This window comes from Burkholderia sp. MSMB617WGS, from assembly GCF_001532025.2.
Lineage (GTDB): Bacteria > Pseudomonadota > Gammaproteobacteria > Burkholderiales > Burkholderiaceae > Burkholderia > Burkholderia savannae.
The window spans coordinates 1,399,110-1,424,130 of record NZ_CP013457.1; the positions used below are offsets into that span (position 1 = coordinate 1,399,110).

Genomic DNA, 25,021 nt, shown 5'->3' on the forward strand with positions numbered 1-25,021 from the left:
ACGCTTACTTGGCGGCGGGCGACTTCACGACGAACGGCGCGTCGAGCTTCTCGCCGTCGGAGAACTGCATGCGCAGATGCACGGTGTCGCCCGGCTTGATCGCGCGCTTCGGCTCCTCGAGCATGAAGTGATAGCCGCCCGGCGCGATGTCGACCTTGCCGCGCGCGGGGATCGTCAGCTTGTCGACCATCTCCATCTTTTGCGTCGAGCCGTTCGACACGGTCTGGTGCAGCATCGTCATCCCGTATTCGGGGCTGTCGACGTCGACGAGATCGATCGGCTTGTCGCTCGCGTTGACGAGCGTCACGTAGCCGGCGGCGGGCAGCTTGTTCGGCAGCCAGCGCACCCACGCGTTCTGCGCGCTGATCGAAGCGGCGCCGGCGGCGTACGCGTGCAGGCTGAGCGAGAGGGCGGCGAGCGCGGCGAGGGATTTCGGTTTGAGCGTCATCGGCTTGTCGGTAAGTGAGTTCCGGTTCAGGAACGGTTGGCGATGATCCGGCGCAGATCGGCGGCGATCGCGTCGGGGGAATCCTGGTCGGTGGCGAGCAGGCGCGCGCGGCCTTGCGCGTCGAACACGTAGACGGCGGAGCTGTGCGTGACTTCGTAGTTGCCGTTCGGATCGCGCTTTTCCATCTGATACGCGACGCGGTAGCGCTTCGCGAGCGATTCGATCTGCCGCTCGCTGCCCGTGAGCCCGTATGCGTGCTCGGCGTCGAACGCGCCGACATAGTCGCGCATCGCGGCCGGCGTGTCGCGCGCCGGATCGACCGACACGAACAGGATGCGCACGCCGCCGCGCGCGTCGGGGCCGAGCAGCGCGAGCACCTGCATCAGGCGTGCCATCGTCTCGGGGCACACGTCCGGGCAATGCGTGTAGCCGAAGTAGACGAGCGCGATGCGGCCGCGGAACGCGGACGCGTCGATCGGCTTGCCGTCCTCGCCCGTGAGCGAGAACGTCAGGTCGGGCAGATGGCTCGTCACGTTCGTGAGCCGCCACGGCTCGCCGCGCGGCGAGCAGCCGGCGAGCGCGGCCGCCGCCGCGCAGGCGGCGGCGAAGCGGATCACGCGCGTTGTGCGGGCGCAAGCGGGCGAGGCGGCACGCGCGCGCGCCGCGAAAAGGGGAAGCGGCATCGGCGAATTCGGTTCGAAGCAATCTTGCGCGACGGCGAAGCGCGGCGGTTTCGGGGGCGATCGAGGCGTCGTCCGCGATGGCGTCGTCCGCGATGGCGGACGCATCGATCATGCCGCGCCTCTGGCGCGCGGCCGCGTCCCGGCTCGTGCGTCGGGCCCGGCCGCGAGGGCCTCGGATCTCGGCTCCTCGGCTCGAGGATCGAGGATCGCGGATCGCGGATCGCGGATCGCGGATCGCGGCGCATCGGCGTCTCGCTGTTTCTATCGGCGGTTGCGACTGTAGCGCAATTTGATCGAGATCGTCTTTTCGAAACGCGCACCGCGCATCGAACCGGGGCAAAATGTCGCAGCGATGCGCATGCCGGCCGCGCGCCGCAGGCCCGCGCTTTTGTTCATCGTGCACGAGGCGCGGTAAGATGCGCACATTCGCCCGGCGGGCGCGCCCGCCGGCAGCCATTCTCATCAGCGAATCGATGCAATCCGTCCCGCTTTCCCTTCCCCTTGCCCGCACCGCGTTCTTTCTCGACTTCGACGGCACGCTCGTCGACCTCGCGCCGACGCCCGACGCGATCCAGGTGCCGCCCGACGTGCCCGCGCTCGTCGACGAACTGCGGCGGCTCTCGCACGGCGCGGTCGCGATCGTGTCGGGGCGCGGCATCGGCAGCATCGACGCGTACCTGAACCTGCCCGATCTGCCGGTGGCGGGCCTGCACGGCGCCGAGCGGCGCGACGCGAACGGCGACACGCAGCGGATCGGCTTCGACGATCCGCGCCTTTTGCGCATCGAGCGCGAGCTCGCGGCGGTCGTCGAGCGGCATCCCGGCATGCTGCTCGAGATCAAGGGCGCGGCGCTCGCGCTGCACTTTCGCAACGCGCCCGAGCGCGAGGGCGTCGCGCGCGCGGCGGCCGAGCGGCTCGTCGCCGCCTATCCGGACGCGTACGTGCTGCAGCCGGGCAAGATGGTGTTCGAGATCAAGCCGAAGGGCGTCGACAAGGGGCGCGCTGTCGCCGCGTTCCTGAACGAGCCGCCGTTCGCCGGCCGCATGCCGGTGTTCGCCGGCGACGATCTGACCGACGAGCTGGGCTTCGCCGTCGTCAACGCGAACGGCGGGCTGTCGATCAAGGTCGGCGCGGGCGACACGTCGGCGCGCGCGCGCGTCGAATCGGTCGCCGCGTTCCGCGAGCAGCTCGCGCGCTGGATCGACGCGGGGCGCGCGCTCGCATGAGTCGTCTCATCATCGTCTCGAACCGGGTCGCGCCGATCTCGGAAGGGGAGCCGGCTGCGGGCGGCCTCGCGATCGGCGTCTACGACGCGTTGAAGGAAACGGGCGGCATGTGGTTCGGCTGGAGCGGCGAGGTCGTCGCGTCGGGCGCGCCGCAGATTCGCGTCGAGGAGCACGGCCCCGTCACGTTCGCGACGATCGGCCTGTCGCGGCGCGATTACGATCAGTACTACCGGGGCTTCTCGAACGCGACGCTGTGGCCCGCGTTCCATTACCGCGCGGACCTGATCCAGTTCGACCGCCACGAGTTCGAAGGCTACTCGCGCGTGAACGTGTGGCTCGCGCAGCAGCTCGTGCCGCTCTTGCGCGACGACGACGTGATCTGGGTGCACGACTATCACCTGATCCCGTTCGCGAAGGCGCTGCGCGCGGCAGGCGTGAAGAACCGGATCGGCTTCTTCCTGCACATTCCGTTTCCGGCCGCGCAGGTGCTCGTGAACGTGCCGCCGCATCGCGAGCTCGTCGACGCGCTGTGCGCGTTCGACCTGCTCGGCTTTCAGACCGACACCGATCTGCGCGCGTTCTTCGAATACGTCGAATACGAGGCGGGCGGCGCGGTCGATCGCGCCGCGCATCCGGCGCGCGTCGACGCGTTCGGGCGCTCGCTGCGCGCGGCCGCCTATCCGATCGGCGTCTATCCGGACGAGATCGCCGCGCTCGCGAAGGCGGGCGAGAACGGCCGCGCGGTGAAATCGCTCGCGGCGTCGCTGCGCGGGCGGCAGCTCGTGATGAGCGTCGACCGGCTCGATTACTCGAAGGGGCTCGTCGAGCGCTTTCGCGCGTTCGAGAAGCTGCTCGAGCACGAGACGTCGTTCCGCAACCACGTGTCGTTCCTGCAGATCGCGCCGTCGACGCGCGCCGACCTGCGCGCGTACCAGGACATCCGCCGGCAGCTCGAAGGCGAGTCGGGGCGCATCAACGGGCGCTTCGCGGAGCTCGACTGGGCGCCGATCCTCTACATCCACCGGCAATACGAGCGGCCGGTGCTCGCCGCGCTGTACCGGCTCGCGCGCGTGGGCTACGTGACGCCGCTGCGCGACGGGATGAACCTTGTCGCGAAGGAGTACGTGTCCGCGCAGAACCCGGACGATCCGGGCGTGCTCGTGCTGTCGCGCTTCGCGGGCGCCGCGTGCGAGCTCACGGGCGCGCTGATCGTCAACCCGATCGACATCGGCGGAATGGCCGACGCGTTGTCACGCGCGCTGTCGATGCCGCTCGCCGAGCGGCGCGCGCGCCACGCCGACATGCTCGCGCGGCTGCGCGAGAACAACGTGTCGGTGTGGCGCGACAACTTCTTGCGCGATCTCGGGAAATAGCGCGCCGCGCTCGCGGGAGCGGCTGAGGGTTCGCGGGTTGGGCGCGGCGCGTTCGTGCCGGTCATGCGGGCGACGCGTGCCGAATGCCGAATCGCGCGGAGCCGAATCGTGTGGAATCGGCGAGATTCGCGACGCGAGCGTCGAAAGTCGAAAGTCGCGAATGCTTGGAGGCCGCATCGACCGAACGCCTTCCCGATCGTCGCCGACGAGCGCAACGAAAAGGCCCGGCCGGCATATGCCGGCCGGGCCTTTTTTCTGGCGGGGCGAGGATTGCGTACAGGCGGCAGCCGGGCGACGATCGGCTCGACACCGCCGCCCGCCGCCCACCGCCCACCGCCCACCGCCCACCGCCCACCGCCCACCGCCCACCGCGCGGCGCGCGCCGCGGTACACGCCGCACACGCGGAGCACCCCGCTAGGCGACGCGCTCGTCGTCGTCGGACGCGGACGAATCGTCGTCGCCGTTGCCGTCCGCGGGCGCCGGCGCGGGCGCGGGCAGATGCCGGCCGTGCTGCTTCGCGAGCAGGTCGCGATAGAGGCCCGGGCGCTCGCGCAACGCGTCGGGGCTGCCGTCGTCGATCACCTTGCCCGCGCTCATCACGATGATCCGGTCGAAGTTGCGCAGCGTCGACAGCCGGTGCGCGATCGCGATCACCGTGCGGCCCGTCATCAGCCGGTCGAGCGCCGCCTGGATCGCTTCCTCGGACGCGCTGTCGAGCGCCGACGTCGCCTCGTCGAGCAGCAGGATCGGCGCGTCCTTCAGGATCGCGCGCGCGATCGCGATCCGCTGCCGCTGGCCGCCCGACAGCTTCACGCCGCGATCGCCGACGATCGTCTCGAAGCCCTCCGGCATCGCCTCGATGAACTCGGTGCAGCGCGCCTCGCGCGCGGCGGCGAGCACTTCCTCGTGCGTCGCCTCGGGGCGGCCGTACGCGATGTTCTCGTAGATCGAACGGTGAAAGAGCGAGATGTCCTGCGGCACGAGCGCGATCGACTGGCGCAGGCTTTCCTGCGTGATCGAGCCGAGGTCCTGGCCGTCGATCCGGATCGAGCCTTGCTGAATGTCGTAGAAGCGCTGCAGCAGCGCGAGCACGGTCGATTTGCCCGCGCCCGACTTGCCGATCAGCCCGACGCGCTGGCCGGGCTCGATGTGCAGGTCGAAGTGGTCGAGGATCGGCCGGCGGTGCGGATACGCGAACGTCACGCGCTCGAAGTCGACGCGGCCGCCGCGCGGCGCGAGCGCAATCGCGTCCGAGCGGTCGGGCATGCCGTGCGGCTCGAGAAGCGTCTTCACCGCTTCGGCGAGGCGCGCGACGTGCTGCGTGACGTCGACGAGCGCGACGGCGAGGTCGCGCGTGCCGTGCAGGATCGTGAAGCCGAGCGAGCTGACGAGCACGATGTCGCCCGATGTCGCGCGGCCCTGGTCCCACAGCCACAGCGCCCAGCCGAGGAGGCCCGCGGACAGCATCGCGGTGATCACCGCGTGCAGCAGGCGCAGCTTCTCGAGATAGAGCAGGCTCTGCTGCCGCGCGTCCATTTCGGCCTTGACGGTCGCGCCGAAGCGCTTCTGCTCGCGCAGCGTCATCCCGAATGCGCGCACGAGCCCCATGTTGCCGATCACGTCGACGAGCTCGCCGTCGACGGCCGCCGCCCTCGCGGCGAAGCGGTGATGGCGTACCGAGCCGCGCTTGGCGAGCTTGAACAGCACGATCGCGAGCACGCCCGAGCACGACAGCAGGCCGAGCGCCATCAGCGGATTGACGACGATGATCATCAGGATCGCGCCCATCACCGCGATGCACGGCGGCAGCACGTTCCACGCCATCGTGTTCTCGGCCGTGTAGATCGCGTTCGACGTCGCGGTGATCCGGCTCGCGAGCGTGCCGGGCTGCTTCTCCGCGTAGTAGGTCTGCGAATGGCCGCTCAGATATTGAAACAGGTCGCGGCGCAGGTCGCCCGTCACCGCGACGAACGTGTGCGCGGCGACCCAGCCGCCGACGCGCCACAGCAGGTTGTCCGCGGCGATGAGGCCGACGAGGAGCGCGAACGCGCCCCAGAGCGGGCCCGGATGATGGCGGCCGGCCGCGAGCACGTCGATCAGGTGCTTGATCGCGTATTGCGAGCCGAGCGCGCAGCCGACCGCCGCGAGCACGCTGGCGAGCACGATGACGTGCGCGACAGGGTGCATCCGGATGTAGCGGAACAGGAACGCGAGCGGCCGGTCGGCGTAGCTCGCGAGCTTCGCGTTGTAGACGTTGCGCTGGGCAGGGGTGAGAGCTTCCAAAATCAGTGCGTGTGGGTGAAACGAGGGTTGAACGCCGCGTCCGAACGTCGCGCCGGGAAGCAGGCGAAAGCCGGCATTGTAATCAAGCCGGTGTGTCGCGCTGCCGCCGAGTTGCGTAACGCCGGGGTATGCGACTCATTTTGGGATAAAATTTTGCGCTTCGTGGCGTGTTCCGCTCACCGATCGACGAAAAACCGTCGCGCGCACGGCCTGTCGCCGCGGGGAGCGGGGCAGACGCGACTACTCTAAAACGGTCTTCCTGTCAGAAGATTGGCAAAGTGTTGCGTCTTTGTAACAACGTAAAGACTTTGAAATGTTGTGCGTCGCACTGATCGCGACCCCCGATAATCGACTTCGGGTTTGTCCTTAGGTGTTTTACTGGAACCTGTCAACGGATTTCCCGCTGAAACGTTAACTGCCCGTGCGGTGCGGCCTGCGAGGCGACGCAGCCTCAGTGTCGCGAGCCGGCTCGCCTAGCGTCCAACCGACGTCGCGGCGGCGTTCGGCAGGCGGGCGATCGCCCCGCTGTCTTATTGTTTGCCGATTTTTTAGGAGTTACGCATGCGAATCGCTCAAATCGCTCCGTTGCACGAAGCGGTTCCCCCGAAACTGTACGGCGGTACCGAACGGGTGGTGTCCTATCTGACCGAGGCGCTCGTCGAGATGGGGCATGATGTCACGCTCTTCGCGAGCGGCGATTCGCAGACCTCCGCGAAGCTCGAGGCCGTGTGGCCGCAGGCGCTGCGCCTCGATCCGACGATTCGCGACGTGATGGCGCCGCACATGCTGCTGCTCGAGGAAGTGCGCCGCCGCGCGGACGAGTTCGACGTGCTGCACTTCCACATCGACTACTACCCGTTCCCGCTGTTCTCGCGCCAGCCGGTGCCGCATCTGACGACGCTGCACGGCCGCCTCGACCTGCCGGAACTGCAGCCGATCTTCAACACGTTCAGCGACGTGCCCGTCGTGTCGATTTCCGACAACCAGCGCATTCCGCTTTCGCAGGCGAACTGGCTGCAGACGACCTACCACGGCCTGCCCGAGAACCTGCTGAAGCCGATCCCGGACGTGAAGCCGGGCTACCTCGCGTTCCTCGGCCGCATCTCGCCCGAGAAGCGCGTCGACACGGCGATCCGCATCGCCGAGCAGGCCGGCATGCCGATCAAGATCGCGGCGAAGCTCGACAAGGCAGACCGCGCGTACTACGAGGAAAAGATCAAGCCGCTCTTCTCGCTGCCGCACGTCGAATACATCGGCGAGATCAGCGAGGCGGAGAAGGCCGAGTTCCTCGGCAACGCGCACGCGCTGCTGTTCCCGATCGACTGGCCGGAGCCGTTCGGCCTCGTGATGATCGAAGCGATGGCGTGCGGCACGCCGGTCATCGCGTTCAAGCGCGGCTCGGTGCCCGAAGTGATCGAAAACGGCGTGTCCGGCTTCGTCGTCGAAGACGAGCTGTCGGCCGTCGCCGCCGTCAAGCGCCTGGCCACGCTGCCGCGCGAGCGCGTGCGCGCCGCGTTCGACGCGCGCTTCACGTCGAAGGTGATGGCGCGGAACTACGTGAAGGGCTACGAAGAGTTGCTGCGCCAGAAGCGCCGCACGGTGCTGCGCGAAGTCAACGCGGGCTGACGCGCTTCATGTGCGCCGCGCGCGACGTTGCGCGGCGCAGCGCCGTCGAGCGCCGGAAGTTTGATCGATGCCCCGCCCGGGTCGACCGGGCGGGGCATTTTGCATTCGGGGCCGGTTTTCCGGCCGGCCCGGGGGGCGCACTGCGCGCGCCATCTGTTGTATTCACGCCGCGCCACTGTGTCCGGAAACGACGCAATCCGGCGATTTGCGGCGCACGGGCATCAGTCGACCTAGTAATGTCCCTATAATGGCCGTGCCGTAAAATCGGGCCCCGGCAAGGCCGTCAAGAGGAGAGCGTTTTGGCGAGAACGAAACCCACGCGTGCGAATCCGGCTCCCGGCTCGGGCGTCATTTTCGCGTTGCGAGCCATCGGTCTCGTGTTGCTCGCCCGCTGGCTCTTCTCGATGTCGCTGATGGGCTATCGCGCATCGCTGTCGGCGATGGCGTCGTCGCCGTGGGCGTGCATCAACGTCGTCCTCATGTTCCTGCTGCTGGTGCTCCCGGGCGCGCAGGCGCGCGCCGAGCGCCCGTTCCATCCGCTTCCGCAGTGGCTGCGCCAGGCGCTGCGCTTCTTCGCGCTGCTCGGCTTCCTGTTTGCCGTGTGGTCGGTCGGCGTGTTCACGTGGGCGGCCGGCTGGCGCCGCGCGCTGCATGCGCTGACACTTAGCAACGGCTGGCTGCTCGCCGCGCCCGCGCTCTATGCGGCCGTCGTCTGGATGTGCCGGCCGCGCGCGCTGTGGCGCACCAACGTCGCCGCGCGCCGCTATGCGATCGGCCGCTACGCGATTTCGCTCGATACGCTCACGCGCACCGTCGTCGTCTGGATGGAAAGCCGCAAGGTCGGGCAATACGACGCGCGCGAGCTGTCGGTCCGCTGGCCGAACGGGGCCGAGCCGCAGCCGTCCGCTGCGTCTTGTTCCGCCGTGGCGGGCGCCGATGCGCCGGGCGCCGATGTGCCGGTGATCGATGCGCCGGCCGCCGTTCCGGGCAGTGACGCCCCGGTCGCCGCCGCGCAACCGGATCTCGCCGCGCAGCCGGGGGCCGCCGCGCCCGCCGCGCCGCCTGCGTCGACGAAAACGCCGTCGTCGGCGCGGCCCGCGCCGCCCACGGGCGGACGGTTCGCGCGGCCGAAGCTCGAGCTGCTGTGGGATTCGCCCGCCGCAGTCGGCCATAACCGCCAGATCGTGATGCGCACGCCGCTCGCGACGGAAGGAGACCGCGTCGCGGCGCGTGCGCTTGACGCATCGCTCAAGCAGGTCGCGTGACGCCGGCGGGCCGGCTCGCGCCGCCGCGTCCGCCTGGCCGACACAAGGAGGACCGATGCTGACCGTTCGATGGTTGCTCGCCGCTGTCCATTTGCTCGCATTCGGTTTCGCGCTCGCGTCGATCGCCGCGCGCAACCGTGCGCTCAAGCGCGTCGCCGCGTCGCGGCAGTCCGCCGATCTGCCCGACGTGTTCAGAGCCGACGCGATCTGGGGCGTGTCCGCGCTCGTGCTGATCACGACGGGCATCGTCCGCGCGTTCGGCGGCTTCGAGAAGGGCGGCGAATACTATCTGCACGCGCCGCTCTTTCATCTGAAAATGGGCGCGCTCGCGCTGATCCTCGTGCTCGAACTGATTCCGATGACGGGCCTCATCCGCTGGCGCGTGACCGCGCGGCGCGCGATGCTGCCGGATCTCGCGCGCGCGCCCGCGTACGCGCGGATCGGCCACGTGCAGGCGATGCTCGTCGTCGCGATCGTGTTCGCGGCGGCCGGGATGGCGCGCGGCGTCGGATTCTGACGCGCCGCAGGCGACGCATGGGGGTGTGTGCGCGCCTGCGCAAATGAGGGGGCGGGCGCCGCTGCATCGCGGCACGCATCGCCGCCGAGCTCGTTCGCGGCTTGCGCATGCGTCGCGCTCGCGGTGCCTCGGGCGCGTCTTCCGTCAAACGACGTTCTTCTCGACGATCGGCCGGCCTTCCAGCACGCGCTCGAAGCCGAGCGGCGACAAATCGAGCGAATCGTACCGTCCGAGCGCGATCAGCTCCGCGACGCCGCGCCCCGTCGCCGGCCCCTGCTGCAGCCCGTGCCCCGAGAAGCCGTTCGCGAAGATGCAGTTGTCGACGTCCGGATGCGGCCCGATGATCGCGTTCTGGTCGAGCACGTTGTACTCGTAATAGCCGGACCAACTGCGCGCGACCCGCAGCGCCTCGAACTGCGGCACGCGGTGCGCGAGGGTCGGCCAGATCAGCTCGTCGAAGAGCGCGTGGTCGACGTCGTCGAGCGGCAGATCGTCGAAGTCGCGCTCGGGCGGCGGCGCCGCGCCGCAGATGAACGACGCGCCTTCCGGCCGGAAATAGACGCCGCTCGGATCGATGACGAGCGGGCAGCGCGGCAGCACGGCGGGCGACGTCACGTTGAAGATGCTGCGGCGGCGCGCGTGAACGGGCAGGTCGACGCCGACGAGCGCCGCGATCGAGCGCGCCCACGGGCCGGCCGCGTTGACCATCGCGTCGCAGTCGAACGCGCGGCCGTCGGCCGTCAGCAATTGCGTGACGCGCCGCCCGTCGACGCGCGCGCCCGTCACGTCGGCGCTCACGTATTGCGCGCCGAGCGCGCGCGCCTTCCGGCGCAGCGCCTGCACGAGCCCGTAGCCGTCGAACCATCCTTCGCCGCGCTCGCCGTAGCAGCCGGCGGCGAGATCGTCGGCGTGCAGCCACGGAAACGTCGCGGCGAGCGCGTCGCGCGGCAGATAGCGGATTTGCGCGCCGAGCGACGTCTGCAGCGCGTGGTTCTCGCGCAGCGTCGCGTCGCCCGCGGGCGTCGCGAGAAACAGGTAGCCGCCTTCGTGCAGATCGATCGATGGGCGCTCGCCGTCCACCGCGAGCCGCTCGCCGAGCGAGCGCAGGAATTCGATTCCGAAGAGCGACATCCGGATCGACAGCGGCGTCGAGAACTGCTGGCGGATCGACGCCGCGGACAGCGCGGACGACGCGCGCGCATACGTTGGATCGCGCTCGATCACGGTCACGGAGATGCCCGGATCGAGCGTGCGCAGGAAATAGGCGGTCGCGCTGCCGATGACGCCGCCGCCGACGATGACGACATTCGAATGCATCGAAACTCCAAGGCAAAGGCGCGATGCGCGCCGGTCGGGAAAAAGGCCGCGCGCGTGCAGCGCGTCGCGTGCGGCCCGCCGAATTCAGGGGCGGCCGATCAGCCCCCCTTCGTGACGATCGTCTGCCATGCGCCGTTTTTCACCTGATAGAGCGTCGACATCCCGCTCTTGAGCGATCCGTCGCCGCCGAACGCGATGCGCCCGGTGATGCCCTCGAAGTCGATCTTCTTCAGCGCGGGCTGATACGCGCCCGGCTCGGTCGAGCCCGCCGCCTGCATCGCCCTGATCGCGGCCCACGTCGCGTCGTAGCCGAATTGCGCGTACGACAGCACGTCGACGCCGAAGCGCTTCTTGAAGCGCGCCTCGAAATCCTTGCCCTGCGGCAACTGGTCGAGCGGCCGGCCGTATTCCCACGCCATCGCGCCTTCGGCCGCCGGGCCCGCGATCTTGATGAATTCGGCGTCCTTCACGCCGCCGCCGCCGACGAATTGCGCGGCGAGGCCGAGCTGCTTCATCTGCTTGATGAAATTCGCCGCGAGCGAATCGAGGCCGCCGAAGAAGATCAGATCGACGTTCTTGCTCTTGAGGCTCGTGATCTGCGCGCGGAAGTCGACTGCCTGGTTGCTCGTGTATTCGCGCGCGACGATCGCGCCGCCTGCGGCCTTCACCGCCTTGTCGAATTCGTCGGCTTCGCCCTGGCCGAACGCGGTGCGGTCGTCGACGATCGCGATCCGCTTGGCCTTCGACACGTCGATCGCGTAGCGGCCCGCGTTGCCCGCGTTCTGGCCGTCGGTCGCGATCACCATGAACACGTTCGCGAGCCCGCGCGACGTGATGACGGGATTCGTCGCGGCCGGATCGATGACGGGGACGCCCGCCTTGTCGTAGACGACCGATGCGGGAATCGTCGTGCCCGAATTGAAGTGGCCGACGACGACCGACACCTTCTTGTCTACGAGGCTCTGCGCGGCCTGCACGCCGATCCGCGGATCGGCCTGATCGTCCTCGACGACGAGCTCGAAGCGCGCGGGCTTGCCGGCGATCTTGATCTTCTGCGCGCGGGCGTCGTCGATCGCGAGCTGCACGCCGTTTTGCAGATCCTTGCCGTAGCCCGCGTTGACGCCCGTGAGCGGCGCGGCGAAACCGATCTTGACGGGCGTGTCGTCGGCGGCGCGCGCGGCGCCGGTTGCGCCGCACGCGAGCGCGGCGGCGAGGGCGAGGGAGGACAGGGGCGAGCGGAGTCTCATGTTCTTTCCTTGTAGGCGATGCGCGAACGGGACGCGAGTGGCGCGGATGCACGAAGCCCGCGTCGCGGCCGGCGGGTCGGCTCGGCGCGGCGAAGCTGGCTTTCCGATTTATAGAAGGCCAAATTGGGCGAGTCTTGTCGATTTGCGGCGCATCGGATGCGGATTTGCGCATAGCCGCGCGACGGCGGGCGCGGGCGGGAAATGGCGGGGAAGCCTCGATTCCGCAGACTGTTGGCGACTGGCGCCGCGCTTGCGTGCGTGCGGGTGAGCGGCGCATTGCGGCAGAAGGCGGCGAGGCGGCGCCCGGCGGCCGTGAGCGGGCGGAGGGGAGGGTGATCGAAAGAACGGCGGATGGGCCGCTCGCAGGTTGCGCTTCGCGCAAACGGGGCGATGCTCGATGCCGGCGAACGGCGAACGGCGAACGGCGAACGGCGAACGGCGAACGGCGAACGGCGAACGGCGAACGGCAAACGGCGAACGGCAAACGGCGAACGGCGAACGGCGAACGGCGAACGATGAGCAGCACGCAGAGAGCGGAAAACGGAAGGCGGGAGAAACAGAAAGACGGGAGCGGAAGCGCGGCAAGCGGAAACCGATGTGATCGCGGATGCAGCGAGTGCGCGCCGTCGACGAAGAAGGTACGGCCCACCGTTCTCGCCGCTCGATGCGATTCCGATTTCGTGCGACGGTTCGCCTGCGCGCAACCGATCGGTCGTCACGCAACGCAACCCAACGCGACGCGACGCAACGCAACGCAACGCAATCAGGTGCGACGCGCCGTGCCGCGCGCGTCGCGCCCCGTGTTTCTCGTAACCGTTCGGCCGCCGCCGCGCGATCACGCCGCCGTGTGAGCGCCCGTCGCGCGACGGCGCGATCGCCGGCGCGTGTTGCGCTCGCCGCGCGCACCGCCGAAGCGGCGCGCGCGAGCGTGCGCGTCGACGCTCAGACCGTCGCGATCAGCGGATCGCTCGTGCTCGGCCGGCCCGTCTCGACGTGCCCCGCGAAGCGGCGCAGGAAGCCGTTCGGCGCGCCGTCGGAGACGGTGAGGTCGTACCAGCTGTGGCTGTCGCGCAGATCCCAGTAGTCGTTGATCCGCTGGCCGGGCTTGAGCTCGTAGACGCGCGGGCTGTCGTTGCCGTACGCGTTCGTCACCGTGAGCCGCACCGTCGCGCGGCCGCGGTTCGACAGGCGCAGCGTGACGTTGCCGTTCGCGACGTCGTAGCCGTAGATCACTTCCGGGTTCGCGGCGAGGCCGAGCGCCGCGGCGGTCGAGCCGCGGAACTGGCACAGGAAGCCGTTCGGGCCGTAGACGGTCAGGTCGTAGATGCTCAGCGTGAGCGCCGTGCTCCACTCATCGGACAGGCGCTTGTGCGCGTCGACCGTGTACGCCCACGGGCCGTCGGGGCGATTGCCGGCCGTCACCTGGAACGACGCGCCCGCGCGGCCCGTGTTCGCGAAGGTCAGCTTGAACTTGCCGGTCGACTTGTCGATGCGGCCGAGCACGAAGAGCTCGTACGGCAGCGCGCGCGCGGCGCGCAGGCCCGCTTCCTGTTTCGGCATCGATTGCGCGACGGGCGGCACCGGCACGTAGCTCGGATGGCGATTGCGATCGGGCGGCGCGTAGGCGCTCGTGTCGGGCAACTGCGGCCAGCTGTCGTCGGGGCTCGCGAAGTTGAACGCGGACGTGAGGTCGCCGCACACCGTGCGGCGCCACGGCGTCACGTTCGGCGCGCGCACCGAATAGCGATCGTTGAAGCGCGCCTCGACGAATTGCAGCAGCGACGTGTGATCGAACGTCTGCGAGCAGACCCAGCCGCCCTTCGTCCACGGCGACACGACGAGCATCGGCACGCGCGGCCCGAGCCCGTACGGCCCGGCCATGTGCGTCGCGTCGCCCGGGAAGATCTCGCCCGCCGCCGACACCGTCGACAGCCCGTTGTCGCGCGATTGCGGCGCGAACGGCGGCGCGACGTGATCGAAGAAGCCGTCGTTTTCGTCGTACGTGATGAAGAGCGCGGTCTTGCTCCACACGTCCGGATTCGACGTCAGCGCCTTCAGCACCTGCTCGACGTACCATGCGCCGTAGTTCGCCGGCCAGTTCGGGTGTTCGGAATACGCTTCCGGCGCGCAGATCCACGACACCTGCGGCAGCGTGCCGTTCTTCACGTCCTGCTGCAGCACGTCGAAGAGGGTGCCGCCCGCGCTGACGTTGGTGCCCGTGCGGGCCTTGTCGTACAGCGGCGTGCCCGGCTGCGCGTTGCGGTACTGGTTGAAGTAGAGGAGCGAGTTGTCGCCGTAGTTGCCGATGTACGGATTCTGCGTCCAGCCCCACGAGCCCGCCGCGTCGAGGCCCGTGCCGACGTCCTGATAGATTTTCCACGACACGCCCGCCTGCTCGAGCGTCTCCGGATACGTGCTCCAGCCGTAGCCTTTCTCCTCGTTGCCGAGCACGGGGCCGCCGCCCGCGCCGTCGTTGCCGACGTAGCCGGTCCACATGTAGTAGCGGTTCGGATCGGTCGAGCTCGGGATCGAGCAGTGGTACGCGTCGCAGATCGTGAACGCGTCGGCGAGCTGGTAGTGGAACGGAATGTCGTCGCGCTCGAGGTACGCCATCGTCGTCGTCCCCTTGTTCGCGATCCAGCGGTCGTAGCGGCCCTTGTTCCAGGCGCCGTGCATGTCCTGCCAGCCGTGCGGCAGATCCTGCAGGAACTGCATGCCGAGATTCGACGCGTCCGGATGGAACGGCGGCAGCTCGGCCGGGCCGAGGAGCACCGGTTGATGGAACACCGACTTGCCGTTCTGCATCACGAGCGGGCGCGGATCGCCGAAGCCGCGCACGCCGCGCAGCTTGCCGAAGTAATGGTCGAACGAGCGGTTTTCCTGCATCAGGATCACGATGTGCTCGATGTCGCGGATCGTGCCGGTGCGGCGGTTCGCGGGAATCGCGAGCGCTTCGCGGATCACGGGCGGAAAGAGCTGCAAGGCGGCGGCGCCCGCCGTGCCGGCGGCGAGGCGCAGAAAGTCGCGGCGATTCTGATTGGTCATGTTGTCGCTTCCTTGTCTGGAGTGGGGCGAGACCGCCGGAGCGGCAGCGGCCGAAGGGGAGTTGGTCGCGATGCGTGATGCCGTCTTGCGCGGCAGCGCCGCCGCGCAACGCCGCCGGGAGGATATCGGGGAAACGGTGTCATCCGGATGAACGTGCGCCGGTGCGCATGCGGATGCCGTGTCGCGCGCGCGAGCGCGACGGCGCTCGCCGGCGCGGCGAGACGGGCGCAGGGGGGCCGGCGAGATTTCGTCGTGTGGCGCGAGCGGGCCCGCGACGCGCGCGGCCGACGTCTCGACGAAGGCGCGCGCGCCGATTGCAGCGGTGGCCGCGAGGAAGGTGGTTGCGGTGAGGTTGAGGGTGAAGGCGACGGCAACTGCGACAGCGGAGACAGCGGAGACAGCGGAGACAGCGGAGACAGCGGAGACAGCGGAGACAGCGGAGACAGCGGAGACAGCGGAGACAGCGGAGACGGCGGAGACAGCGGAGACAGCGGAGACAGCGGAGACGGCAGAGACGGCGGAGACAGCGAGGACAGCGAGGACAGCGAGAGCGGAGAGAGCGGAGAGAGCGGCGAGAACCCCCCACGCGGCGGCGTCCGGTGCAAAAGCGCGCGACGGAGCGTGCGGGTCAACACGCGGACGGGTGCGCGCGCCGCATCAATCCGCGCCCGTGACCCAGGCGCCGAACCACTCGCTCGGCTGCGCGATTTCGTCCTGCGCGGCGACGAGCTCGAGCTCGTAGCGCCGCGCGTCGTAGGTCGCCTTCACGACCGCATGCACGGCGGCGAGCGTGTGCTCGAACGCGGCGCGCACGCTGTCGCCGCGCAGCCGCCGCGCGACGAAGACCGCGCTCGTCAGGTCGCCGACGCCGACCGGATGCCGCGGAAACGCATACAGCGGGCGCTGGCCGATCCACGCTTCGGTTTCGGTGACGACGAGCATGTTGAAACGGTCGGCAGGGCTGTTGCGGTCGTGCAGATGCTTGACGAGGATCACCTGCGGGCCGCGGCGAATGATCGAGCGGCACGCGTCGACCGCCTCCGCGACCGTCTCGACGCGCTTTCCGGCGAGCTTCTGCAGTTCGCCGTGATTGGGCGCCATGCCGTCCGCGAGCTCGGGCAACTCGGCGACGATGAACTCCTCGACGCCGGGCTCCGGGCGGATGCCGCCCGTCTGGCCCATCGCGGGATCGCAGAAGTACCACGCATTCGGGTTCGTCGCCTTCACGGTGCGCACGATCTCGACGGCCGCGCGCGCCTGCGCGGGCGAGCCGAGGAAGCCCGAGAGGACCGCGTCGCAGCGCTTGAGCGCGCCGATCGCCGCGATGCCGTCGACGAGCTGCTCCATCTTCGCCGCGTCGATCGCGCTGCCCGCCCAATGACCGTACTGCATGTGGTTCGACAACTGCACGGTGTTGAGCGGCCAGACGTTGACGCCGAGCCGTTGCATCGGAAACACCGCGGCGCTGTTGCCCGCATGGCCGTAGATGACGTGCGACTGAATGCTGAGGACGTTTTTCATGATCGAGTGTGCCTGCGCGCGGCGGGCTCGTCGGACTACGTCGAACGATACATGACTTTTCCGCATTCGCGGAAACATCTGGTAATACAGTAACGAGGGTGTCGTCAGCCCGTCGAAAGTAAAATTGCGTGCGGCCCGCGCGAATGTCCGGCCGGCCGTTTCCTTCTCTCTTCTCGGCTTCGATGATGTTCCAGATTCGCATAATGCGGTTCGCGCGGCTCGCCGCGATGTCCGCGGCCGCCGCGGTGACGGCGATGCCGCAAGCGCCGGCGTGCGCAAGCACGCCGGTCGTCGCGGGCGCGCCGTCGGCACGCGCATCCGCGCCGTCGGCGGCCGTTGCGGGCGTCGTCCCGGGCGCTGCTTTGGCCACGGCTTCGGGCGCCGCATCGGCCACGACCTCGGCTACGCCGCAAGCCGGCGCGGCGTCCGCCGTCGCCGCGCCGGCGAGCACCGCCGCGCGCGCGAAGGGCGACGGCCCGGCGTACGGCGCGGAGCTCGAGGGCTTCGCGTATGCGTATCCGGTGCATCGCTACGCGTTCACGTCGCAGCGCGAAACGCTGCAGATGGCGTACCTCGACGTGCTCCCCAGGCACCCGAACGGCCGCACCATCGTGCTGCTGCACGGGAAGAACTTCTGCGCGGGCACCTGGGAGCAGACGATCGACGTGCTCGCGAAGGCGGGCTACCGCGTCGTCGCGCCCGACCAGATCGGCTTTTGCAAGTCGACGAAACCCGCGCGCTATCAGTACAGCTTCCAGCAGCTCGCGCACAACACGCACGCGTTGCTCGAATCGATCGGCGTGAAGGAGGCGACGATCGTCGGTCACTCGACGGGCGGCATGCTCGCGGTGCGCTACGCGCTGATGTACCCGAAGGACACGCAGCAGCTCGTGCTCGTCAACCCGATCGGCCTCGAGGACTGGAAGGCGCTCGGCGTGCCGCCGCTGTCAGTCGACTACTGGTACGCGCGCGAGCTGAAAACGACCGCGGACGGCATTCGCCGCTACGAGCAGCGCACGTACTACGCGGGCGGGTGGTCGCCCGCCTACGAGCGCTGGGTGCAGATGCTTGCTGGCATGTATCGCGGGCCGGGGCGCGACGCCGTCGCGTGGAACTCGGCGCTCGTCTACGACATGATCCTCACGCAGCCGGTCGTCTACGAATTCGGCGCGATCACGGTGCCGACGCTGCTCCTCATCGGCGACAAGGACACGACCGCGATCGGCAAGGACGTCGCGCCGCCCGACGTGCACGCGAGGCTCGGCCATTATCCGGCGCTCGCGAAGCGCGCGCAGGCGGCGATTCCGGGCGCGGTGCTCTACGAATTCCCGGCGCTCGGCCACGCGCCGCAGATCCAGGACCCGGCGACTTTCCACAAGGCGCTGCTCGACGGGCTCGCGGACGCGAGGCCCGCGCACGCGGCGCGCGCGCCAAGCGAATAGGCGCGACCGCCGGAAGGCGGCGTGGCAGGGCAGGGCAGGGCGGGGCGGACGGGGCGCGCGCGTGGCTCGTCCTGTTCGCATCGCGTTCGCGGCGGATTCGGCGGTCGTTCGTCGGCTGCTTTGGTGGCATTTTCGCGCAGAAGGTACGCGCGTTGCCGACAGATGTATCGTCGTTGCCGCATCCGCATCCGCATCCGCATCCGCATCCGCATCCGCATCCGCATCCGCATCCGCATCCGCATCCGTAGGCGTAGCCGGAGCAAGATCCGCAGCAATAGCGGCATCTGCGTCAGCGGCGACGTTACCGATGACGACGCCGACGCTGGCGCTGATATCGCATCTAGATCTATACCGCCACCGCCACCTCTGCCGCTGCCGCTGCTGCTGCCATCGCCATCGCCATCGCCATCGCCATCGACATCGACATCGACATCGACATCGACATCGCGCCGCCGCCCCTCCCCATCAACCCGCGACCTCGTCGCGAAGCGCGTCGCGCACCTGCGCGGCGATCTCGTACGAGCGCACCCGCGCGCCGTGATCGTAGATCTGCGCGGCGACGATCAACTCGTCCGCGCCCGTCTGCGCGATCAGCCGGCGCAGCCGCTCGCGCACCGTATCGCGCGAGCCGACCGCCGCGAACGACAGCGCCTGCGCGACGCTCGCGAGCTCCTGCTCGGTCGCGCCGAGCGCATCGAGCGACTCGACGGGCGGCGGCAACTGCCCGGGCGTGCCGCGCCGCAGCTTCAGGAACTGCTGCTGCAGAGACGTGAACAGGCGCCGCGCGTCGTCGTCGGTGTCGGCGGCGAACACGTTCACGCCGACCATCGCATACGGCTTCGCGAGCGCCGCGGACGGCCGGAACTGCGCGCGGTACACGTCGAGCGCGCGCATCAGGTAGTCGGGCGCGAAGTGCGACGCGAACGCGAACGGCAAGCCGAGCATCGCGGCGAGCTGCGCGCTGAAGAGGCTCGAGCCGAGCAGCCAGATCGGCACGTTCAGGCCGGCGCCCGGCACCGCGCGCACGCGCTGGCCCGGGGCGGGCGCGGCGAAGTAGCGCTGCAGCTCGACGACGTCGTCCGGGAACGCATCCGCGCTGCCGATGAGGTCGCGCCGCAGCGCGCGGGCCGTCGTCTGATCGGTGCCGGGCGCGCGCCCGAGGCCGAGATCGATGCGCCCGGGGTACAGCGACGCGAGGGTGCCGAACTGCTCGGCGATCACGAGCGGCGCGTGGTTCGGCAGCATCACGCCGCCCGAGCCGACGCGGATCGTCTGCGTCGCGCCCGCGACGTGGCCGATCACGACCGCGGTCGCGGCGCTCGCGATGCCGGGCATGTTGTGGTGCTCGGCGAGCCAGTAGCGGCGATAGCCGAGGCGCTCGGCGTGGCGGGCGAGGTCGACGGAATGGCGAAACGCCTGTGCGGCGTCGGCGCCGGCGGGAATCGGCGCGAGGTCGAGAACGGAGAACGGGATCATGGCGACGGCGGAACCGATGGCGTAGGGGGACGGAACATGGGCCGACGCGCGTGCGGCGCGGCCCACCGGTGATGCGTGCACACAACAGTTGCCGCTGATTGTGCCAAAGCGCTCCGGATCGCGTCGGCGGCCGAAAGATATCCCTGCCGTCGTCAGGGGCGAGCCGCGGCGTCAACTTGACGCGGAGCGGCGCGAAAGATTGTTCTGTAATAGACTGTAATCGCAAGAAATTTGATGAAATCCGGGACGATTTGGCTCGAATATTTCATCTGGTACAAAAGTCCACAGAAACCCTTACGTTTTGGACAGCGTGCTTCCTGCAAAGCGCTTACGCTAAGAGGAGGGCAATTGCGCGGAAATTGATTGCATCTGCGTGGATTTGCCGTTCAGAAACAGTGCTTTTCGGTACGCGCGGCAAGCGCTGCCCGCGCGTCGCTGCTAAAATTCGCGGCCTACACACCAATCGCGCTCACGGATTCCGTTCAATTCTCCCTGCGCTTGCCGCGAAAAGCCGCACGAGGAGCCTCGGGATTGCGGCCGTACGGCCGGTTCCGGTGCGTTGCGCGTCGTTGAAAGTGCAAGTAAGAGGAGTTGGGATCGTGTTCGAATTCGTCCCCGCCGAAGCATCGTGTCCCCGTTTCGCCCGCCGTCCGATCGTTCGGAGGCGAGCGGCATGACGGAATCGCTTTCCATCGTCGGGTGGGTGCTGCTCGCGCTCACCTGCGCATCGTGCGGCTATGCGGTGCTCGCGGCGTTCGCGCCGGCACCGCGCACGCCGCGCACGGCCGTGCGCGACGGCTTCGAGCCCGTCAGCGTGCTGAAGCCGCTGTGCGGGGCGGAGCCGCATCTGTACGAAAATCTCGCGACCTTCTGCGAGCAGCGGCATCCGCGCTACCAGTTGCTGTTCGGCGTCGCGTCGGCGGCCGATCCGGCCATCGCCGTCGTGCGGCGGCTGCAGGCCGATTATCCCGACTGCGACATCGAGCTCGTGATCGACGCGCGCGTGTACGGCTCGAACCTGAAGGTCAGCAACCTCGTCAATCTCGCCGAGCGCGCGCGCCACGGCCGCATCGTGATCGCCGACAGCGACATCGCGGTCGAACCCGATTATCTGACGCGCGTGACCGCGCCGCTCGCCGATGCGTCGGTGGGCGTCGTCACTTGCCTGTATCATGCGCGCAGCGTCGGCGGCTTCTGGACGCGGATCGGCGCGCAATTCGTCGATGCGTGGTTCGCGCCGTCGGTGCGGATCACCCACCTCGGCGGGTCGAGCCGCTTCGGATTCGGCGCGACGCTCGCGTTGACGCGCGCGACGCTCGATGCGATCGGCGGCTTCAAGGCGCTGAAGGACGAACTCGCTGACGACTACTGGCTCGCCGAGCTGCCGCGTCGGCTCGGGCTGCGCACGGTGCTCTCCGAGGTGAACGTGGCGACCGACGTCGCGGAGCCGTCGTTCGCGCCGCTCTGGCTGCGCGAGACGCGCTGGCTGCGCACGATCCGCTCGCTGAATCCGGCGGGTTTCGCTTTCCTGTTCATCACGTTCACCGCGCCGTGGCTCGCGGCCGGCGCGGCGCTCGCGGCGTGGCTCGGCCCGGCGTCGGCGGCGGGTGCCACGGCCGGCGCGGCCGCCGCGATCGGCACGCTCGCGCGGCTCGCGCTGCATGCGCGCGGCTCGGCCGGCTGGCGTGCGTTCTGGCACGATTTGCCGCTCGTGCCGGTGCGCGACGCGCTGCTCGCGCTCGAGTGGCTCGTCGCCGCGTTCGGCACGCAGGTCGTGTGGCGGGGCGCCAGGATGACGGTCGTCGGCGGCGACGCGCGCGCGACCGTCGTCGAAGCGGGCGACGGGCGCTGAAGGGCGCGCGACACGGCGCGACACATATACGGGATGCGCGGGCGGCCACGGGCCGCCCGCGGTTTTCGAAACATTTGTACTGGAACGAATTGATATCTATGCAGCAGGCTACCGGAGCATTCATGAAAACGCTGTTCTTGCAGGCACCGTCGTACGACGGCTTCGACGGCGGCGCGGGCTCCCGCTATCAGGCAAAGCGCGAGATCCGGTCCTTCTGGTATCCGACGTGGCTCGCGCAGCCGGCCGCGCTCGTGCCGGGCAGCCGCGTGCTCGACGCGCCGGCCGACAGCCTGTCGGTCGAAGACACGCTCAAGATCGCGAAGGACTACGATCTCGTGATCATCCACACGAGCACGCCGTCGTTCCCGACCGACGCGATGTTCGCGGAAGACCTGAAGAAGATGAAGCCGTCGATGCTCGTCGGCATGGTCGGCGCGAAGGTCGCGGTCGATCCGCACAACTCGCTCACCGCGACGGAAGCGATCGATTTCGTGTGCCGCGAGGAGTTCGACTACACCTGCAAGGATATCGCCGAAGGCAAGCCGTTCGCCGAGATTCTCGGCATGAGCTACCGCGCGAAGGACGGCTCGATCGAGCACAACGGAGCGCGTCCGATGATCGAGAACATGGACGAGCTGCCGTTCGTCGCGCCCGTCTACAAGCGCGACCTGAAGATCGACAACTATTTCATCGGCTATCTGAACTACCCGTACGTGTCGATCTACACGGGCCGCGGCTGCCGCTCGAAGTGCACGTTCTGCCTGTGGCCGCAGACGGTGGGCGGCCACCGCTACCGCGTGCGCTCGGTCGAGAGCGTGCTCGCGGAAGTGAAGTGGATTCGCGACAACATGCCGGAAGTGAAGGAAATCATGTTCGACGACGACACCTTCACCGACTTCAAGCCGCGCGTCGAGGAGATCGCGCGCGGGCTCGGCAAGCTCGGCGTCACGTGGTCGTGCAACGCGAAGGCGAACGTGCCGTATTCGACGCTGAAGATCATGAAGGAAAACGGGCTGCGCCTGCTGCTCGTCGGCTACGAGTCGGGCGACGACCAGATCCTCTTGAACATCAAGAAGGGCTTGCGCACCGACATCGCGCGCCGCTTCAACGAGGATTGCAAGAAGCTCGGCATCAAGATCCACGGCACCTTCATCCTCGGCCTGCCGGGCGAGACGAAGGAAACGATCAAGAAGACGATCGAGTACGCGAAGGAAATCAATCCGCACACGATCCAGGTGTCGCTCGCCGCGCCGTATCCGGGCACGCGCCTGTACAACCAGGCGATCGAGAACGGCTGGATGGAGGAGAACAAGACGATCAACCTCGTCAGCAAGGAAGGCGTGCAGCTCGCGGCGATCGGCTATCCGCACCTGTCGAAGGAAGACATCTACCACGAGCTCGAGCATTTCTACCGCGAGTTCTACTTCCGCCCGTCGAAGATCTGGGAGATCCTGCGCGAAATGCTGACGAGCTGGGACATGATGAAGCGCCGTCTGCGCGAGGGCGTCGAATTCTTCCGCTTCCTGCGCGCGCACGAGGCGTAATCGGTGGCTGCCTCCGACGCGGCGCGGCGCGCGCTGATCTTCACGGCGGACGATTTCGGCCTGCATGAGCGGGTCAATGCCGCCGTCGAGCGTGCGCACCGCGACGGCGTGCTCGCGGCCGCGAGCCTGATGGTCGGCGCGCCGGCCGCGCGCGACGCGATCGAGCGCGCGAAGTGCCTGCCGTCGCTCGCGGTCGGCCTGCACGTCGTGCTCGCCGATGGGCCGGCGACGCTGCCCGCAAGCGAGATTCCCGCGCTCGTCGGCCCCGACGGCCGTTTCGGCGACGCGATGGCGAAGGACGGCTGCCGCTTTTTCTTCCTGCCGCACGTGCGAGCGCAACTGCGCCGCGAGATCCGCGCGCAGTTCGAGGCGTTCGCGGCGACCGGGCTCGCGCTCGATCACGTGAACACGCACAAGCATTTCCATCTGCATCCGACCGTGCTGTCGATGCTCGTCGAGATCGGCCGCGAATTCGGGCTTTCCGCGATGCGGCTGCCGTACGAGCCGTCGACGCCGTTCTGGCTGAAGCCGTGGATCGGGCTCGTGCGCGCGCGGCTCGACCGCGCGGGCATCGCGCACAACGACTACGTGGTCGGCATCGAGCACACGGGCGCGATGGACGAGGCCGTGCTGCTCGACGCGCTCGCGAAGCTGCCGCCGGGCGTCGGCGAGATCTACTCGCATCCGGCGGAGGCGGGCGACGGCCCGATCACGCCGTCGATGCGCGATTACCGGCCGGCCGACGAGCTCGCCGCGCTCGTGTCGCCGCGCGTCGCGGCCGCGGTGCAGGCGGCGGGCGTCGCGTGCGGCGGCTTCGCCGACGTGTTCGGCGATCGCGCGCGTGCGCGCCTGCCGCGCGGCGCGCGGATCACCGGGGCGCAGCCGTCATGATCCGCTGGATCAAATGGCTCGGCTGGCCGATCGGGATCGCGATCCTGCTCGCGCTCGTCGTGCACGAGGGCGTCGGCGACGCCGTCCGCGTGATCGGCCAGGCCGGCTTCGCGCTGCTGTGGCTCGTGCCGTTTCACGGCCTGCCGCTGCTGCTCGACGCGCACGCCTGGCGTTTGCTGCTCGACAAGCGCGCGTCGCTGCCGTTCCTCTGGTGGATCGCGACCGTGCGCGAGGCGGTGAATCGCCTGCTGCCCGTCGTCGGCGTCGGCGGCGAGATCGTCGGCATCCGGCTCGCGCGCTGGCGCGTGCCCGATGCGAGCCGCGTGACGGCGTCGGTGATCGTCGAGGTGCTGGTGACGATCGCCGTTCAGTACGCGTTCGCCGCGCTCGGCCTCGTGCTGCTGCTCGCCGCGACGCAGGAGAGCGTCGGCGCGAAGACGATCGGCGTCGCGCTCGTGCTGTCGCTGCCGATGCCGGTGCTCGCGTTCGCGCTGATGCGGCGCGGCGGTGTCTTCCATGCGATCGAGCGCTTCGCGAGCCGGCTGCTCGGCGATTCGCACAGGCTGCTGCAAGGCGTCGACGGCAAGCGCCTCGACGGCGACATCGACGCGCTGATGTCGCGCGCGGGCCTCTTGTTTCGCGCATTCTTCTGGCAGCTCGCCGGCTACGTGGTCGGCGCGCTCGAAATTTACTGGGCGCTCGCGCTGCTCGGCCATCCGGTGTCGATCGGCGGCGCGATCGCGATCGAGGCGATGACGCAGGCCGTGCGCCACGCGGCGTTCATGGTGCCGGGCGGGCTGGGCGTCCAGGAGGCGACCGTCGTGCTGCTCGCGCAGATGTTCGGCGTCGATCGCGAGGCGGCGCTGTCGCTCGCGCTCGTCAAGCGCGTGCGCGAGCTGCTGTTCGGCGCGCTGGCGCTCGGGTCGTGGCAGCTCGTCGAGCTGTCGCGCACGCGACGGCGGATTCGCAGCCACGCGCGGCGCGCGGCCCGCGTCGCGGCCGCCGAGGCGCGGCGCGAGCGCGAGGTCGAGACGCTGCTGTGAGCGCGTGGTCGGGCGACGCGGCGCTTCCTTTCGGCTGTTGACTCGCCGGGCTGCCGAATCGATCGTCCGAAGGCACGAAGGCTCAAAGGCTCAAAGGCTCAAAGGCTCAAAGGCTCAAAGGCTCAAAGGCTCAAAGGCTCAAAGGCTCAAAGGCTCAAAGGCTCAAAGGCTCAAAGGCTCAAAGGCTCAAAGGCTCAAAGGCTCAAAGGCTCAAAGGGGAG

General features: G+C 69.0%; 18 protein-coding genes. 10 read left to right on the forward strand and 8 right to left on the reverse strand.

What is annotated here, in order from left to right; translation table 11 throughout:
• Positions 1-4: 4 nt before the first annotated feature.
• Both WT60_RS07030 and WT60_RS07035 read right to left on the reverse strand, forming a co-directional pair.
• Positions 5-448 carry a copper chaperone PCu(A)C gene (locus WT60_RS07030; protein ID WP_038751112.1) on the reverse strand — a complete coding sequence of 148 codons (444 nt, stop codon included), beginning with the start codon at positions 446-448 and terminating at the stop codon, positions 5-7.
• 26 nt (positions 449-474) lie between these two features.
• Positions 475-1,131 carry an SCO family protein gene (locus tag WT60_RS07035; RefSeq protein ID WP_038751110.1) on the reverse strand — a complete coding sequence of 219 codons (657 nt, stop codon included), beginning with the start codon at positions 1,129-1,131 and terminating at the stop codon, positions 475-477.
• A gap of 416 nt (positions 1,132-1,547) precedes the next feature.
• Between WT60_RS07035 and otsB the strand changes: the two genes are divergently transcribed.
• Both otsB and otsA read left to right on the forward strand, forming a co-directional pair.
• Positions 1,548-2,357 (forward strand): trehalose-phosphatase, encoded by an 810-nt coding sequence (gene otsB, locus WT60_RS07045; protein ID WP_082759337.1) that lies wholly within the window; start codon positions 1,548-1,550, stop codon positions 2,355-2,357.
• Positions 2,354-3,730, forward strand: coding sequence for an alpha,alpha-trehalose-phosphate synthase (UDP-forming) (otsA, locus tag WT60_RS07050; protein ID WP_060355688.1), 1,377 nt, complete (start codon positions 2,354-2,356; stop codon positions 3,728-3,730). Before otsB ends, otsA begins: the two co-directional genes overlap by 4 nt.
• Positions 3,731-4,145: 415 nt before the next feature.
• On the opposite strand, the gene WT60_RS07060 is transcribed toward otsA, so the two are convergent.
• Positions 4,146-6,014, reverse strand: coding sequence for an ABC transporter ATP-binding protein (locus tag WT60_RS07060; RefSeq protein WP_038751106.1), 1,869 nt, complete (start codon positions 6,012-6,014; stop codon positions 4,146-4,148).
• A gap of 561 nt (positions 6,015-6,575) precedes the next feature.
• Between WT60_RS07060 and WT60_RS07065 the strand changes: the two genes are divergently transcribed.
• From WT60_RS07065 to WT60_RS07075, 3 genes are all read left to right on the forward strand, one after another.
• Complete coding sequence (locus WT60_RS07065) at positions 6,576-7,640, forward strand: glycosyltransferase family 4 protein (protein WP_038751104.1); 1,065 nt, start codon at positions 6,576-6,578, stop codon at positions 7,638-7,640.
• 299 nt (positions 7,641-7,939) lie between these two features.
• Positions 7,940-8,905 carry a hypothetical protein gene (locus WT60_RS07070; RefSeq protein WP_059584801.1) on the forward strand — a complete coding sequence of 322 codons (966 nt, stop codon included), beginning with the start codon at positions 7,940-7,942 and terminating at the stop codon, positions 8,903-8,905.
• 55 nt (positions 8,906-8,960) lie between these two features.
• Positions 8,961-9,422 (forward strand): DUF2214 family protein, encoded by a 462-nt coding sequence (locus tag WT60_RS07075; RefSeq protein ID WP_082759333.1) that lies wholly within the window; start codon positions 8,961-8,963, stop codon positions 9,420-9,422.
• Positions 9,423-9,566: 144 nt separating this feature from the next.
• Here the strand turns inward: WT60_RS07075 and WT60_RS07080 are convergent, their stop codons facing one another.
• The 4 genes from WT60_RS07080 to pdxY form a co-directional block, all read right to left on the reverse strand.
• Positions 9,567-10,739, reverse strand: coding sequence for an FAD-binding oxidoreductase (locus WT60_RS07080; RefSeq protein ID WP_038751101.1), 1,173 nt, complete (start codon positions 10,737-10,739; stop codon positions 9,567-9,569).
• 98 nt (positions 10,740-10,837) lie between these two features.
• Positions 10,838-11,986, reverse strand: a complete 1,149-nt coding sequence (locus WT60_RS07085) for a branched-chain amino acid ABC transporter substrate-binding protein (protein WP_038751099.1) — start codon at positions 11,984-11,986, stop codon at positions 10,838-10,840.
• Between the two features lie 942 nt (positions 11,987-12,928).
• Positions 12,929-15,031, reverse strand: coding sequence for a phospholipase C, phosphocholine-specific (locus WT60_RS07100; protein ID WP_059584796.1), 2,103 nt, complete (start codon positions 15,029-15,031; stop codon positions 12,929-12,931).
• A gap of 657 nt (positions 15,032-15,688) precedes the next feature.
• On the reverse strand, positions 15,689-16,552 hold the full coding sequence (gene pdxY, locus WT60_RS07110) for a pyridoxal kinase PdxY (protein WP_038751093.1): 864 nt from the start codon (positions 16,550-16,552) through the stop codon (positions 15,689-15,691).
• 185 nt (positions 16,553-16,737) lie between these two features.
• On the opposite strand from pdxY, the gene WT60_RS07115 reads away from it, so the two are divergent.
• Positions 16,738-17,994 carry an alpha/beta hydrolase gene (locus WT60_RS07115; RefSeq protein WP_236860874.1) on the forward strand — a complete coding sequence of 419 codons (1,257 nt, stop codon included), beginning with the start codon at positions 16,738-16,740 and terminating at the stop codon, positions 17,992-17,994.
• A gap of 465 nt (positions 17,995-18,459) precedes the next feature.
• Here WT60_RS07115 and WT60_RS07125 read toward each other — a convergent pair whose 3' ends face one another.
• Entirely contained in the window at positions 18,460-19,470 is a 1,011-nt protein-coding gene (locus WT60_RS07125; protein WP_038751089.1) for an LLM class flavin-dependent oxidoreductase, read from the reverse strand.
• Positions 19,471-20,143: 673 nt separating this feature from the next.
• Between WT60_RS07125 and hpnI the strand changes: the two genes are divergently transcribed.
• The 4 genes from hpnI (at position 20,144) to WT60_RS07145 (ending at position 24,800) form a co-directional block, all read left to right on the forward strand.
• Entirely contained in the window at positions 20,144-21,322 is a 1,179-nt protein-coding gene (gene hpnI / locus WT60_RS07130; protein WP_038751087.1) for a bacteriohopanetetrol glucosamine biosynthesis glycosyltransferase HpnI, read from the forward strand.
• A gap of 122 nt (positions 21,323-21,444) precedes the next feature.
• Positions 21,445-22,866: a hopanoid biosynthesis associated radical SAM protein HpnJ gene (hpnJ, locus tag WT60_RS07135; protein ID WP_038751085.1), complete on the forward strand. Its 1,422-nt coding sequence runs from the start codon at positions 21,445-21,447 to the stop codon at positions 22,864-22,866.
• Between the two features lie 3 nt (positions 22,867-22,869).
• The gene (gene hpnK, locus WT60_RS07140; protein ID WP_060355691.1) at positions 22,870-23,757 is read left to right on the forward strand and encodes a hopanoid biosynthesis-associated protein HpnK; all 888 of its coding nucleotides are present in this window, start codon (positions 22,870-22,872) and stop codon (positions 23,755-23,757) included.
• The gene (locus WT60_RS07145; protein WP_060355692.1) at positions 23,754-24,800 is read left to right on the forward strand and encodes a lysylphosphatidylglycerol synthase domain-containing protein; all 1,047 of its coding nucleotides are present in this window, start codon (positions 23,754-23,756) and stop codon (positions 24,798-24,800) included. The genes hpnK and WT60_RS07145 overlap by 4 nt, the downstream gene beginning before the upstream one ends.
• Positions 24,801-25,021 lie beyond the last annotated feature (221 nt).

Coding starts and splice junctions, on each gene's coding strand:
- WT60_RS07030 (WP_038751112.1), bottom strand. CDS start 448: ATGACGCTCAAACCGAAATCCCTCGCCGCGCTCGCCGCCCTCTCGCTC.
- WT60_RS07035 (WP_038751110.1), bottom strand. CDS start 1,131: ATGCCGCTTCCCCTTTTCGCGGCGCGCGCGCGTGCCGCCTCGCCCGCT.
- otsB (WP_082759337.1), top strand. CDS start 1,548: ATGCGCACATTCGCCCGGCGGGCGCGCCCGCCGGCAGCCATTCTCATC.
- otsA (WP_060355688.1), top strand. CDS start 2,354: ATGAGTCGTCTCATCATCGTCTCGAACCGGGTCGCGCCGATCTCGGAA.
- WT60_RS07065 (WP_038751104.1), top strand. CDS start 6,576: ATGCGAATCGCTCAAATCGCTCCGTTGCACGAAGCGGTTCCCCCGAAA.
- WT60_RS07075 (WP_082759333.1), top strand. CDS start 8,961: ATGCTGACCGTTCGATGGTTGCTCGCCGCTGTCCATTTGCTCGCATTC.
- WT60_RS07080 (WP_038751101.1), bottom strand. CDS start 10,739: ATGCATTCGAATGTCGTCATCGTCGGCGGCGGCGTCATCGGCAGCGCG.
- WT60_RS07085 (WP_038751099.1), bottom strand. CDS start 11,986: ATGAGACTCCGCTCGCCCCTGTCCTCCCTCGCCCTCGCCGCCGCGCTC.
- WT60_RS07100 (WP_059584796.1), bottom strand. CDS start 15,031: ATGACCAATCAGAATCGCCGCGACTTTCTGCGCCTCGCCGCCGGCACG.
- pdxY (WP_038751093.1), bottom strand. CDS start 16,552: ATGAAAAACGTCCTCAGCATTCAGTCGCACGTCATCTACGGCCATGCG.
- WT60_RS07115 (WP_236860874.1), top strand. CDS start 16,738: ATGTTCCAGATTCGCATAATGCGGTTCGCGCGGCTCGCCGCGATGTCC.
- WT60_RS07125 (WP_038751089.1), bottom strand. CDS start 19,470: ATGATCCCGTTCTCCGTTCTCGACCTCGCGCCGATTCCCGCCGGCGCC.
- hpnI (WP_038751087.1), top strand. CDS start 20,144: ATGACGGAATCGCTTTCCATCGTCGGGTGGGTGCTGCTCGCGCTCACC.
- hpnJ (WP_038751085.1), top strand. CDS start 21,445: ATGAAAACGCTGTTCTTGCAGGCACCGTCGTACGACGGCTTCGACGGC.
- WT60_RS07145 (WP_060355692.1), top strand. CDS start 23,754: ATGATCCGCTGGATCAAATGGCTCGGCTGGCCGATCGGGATCGCGATC.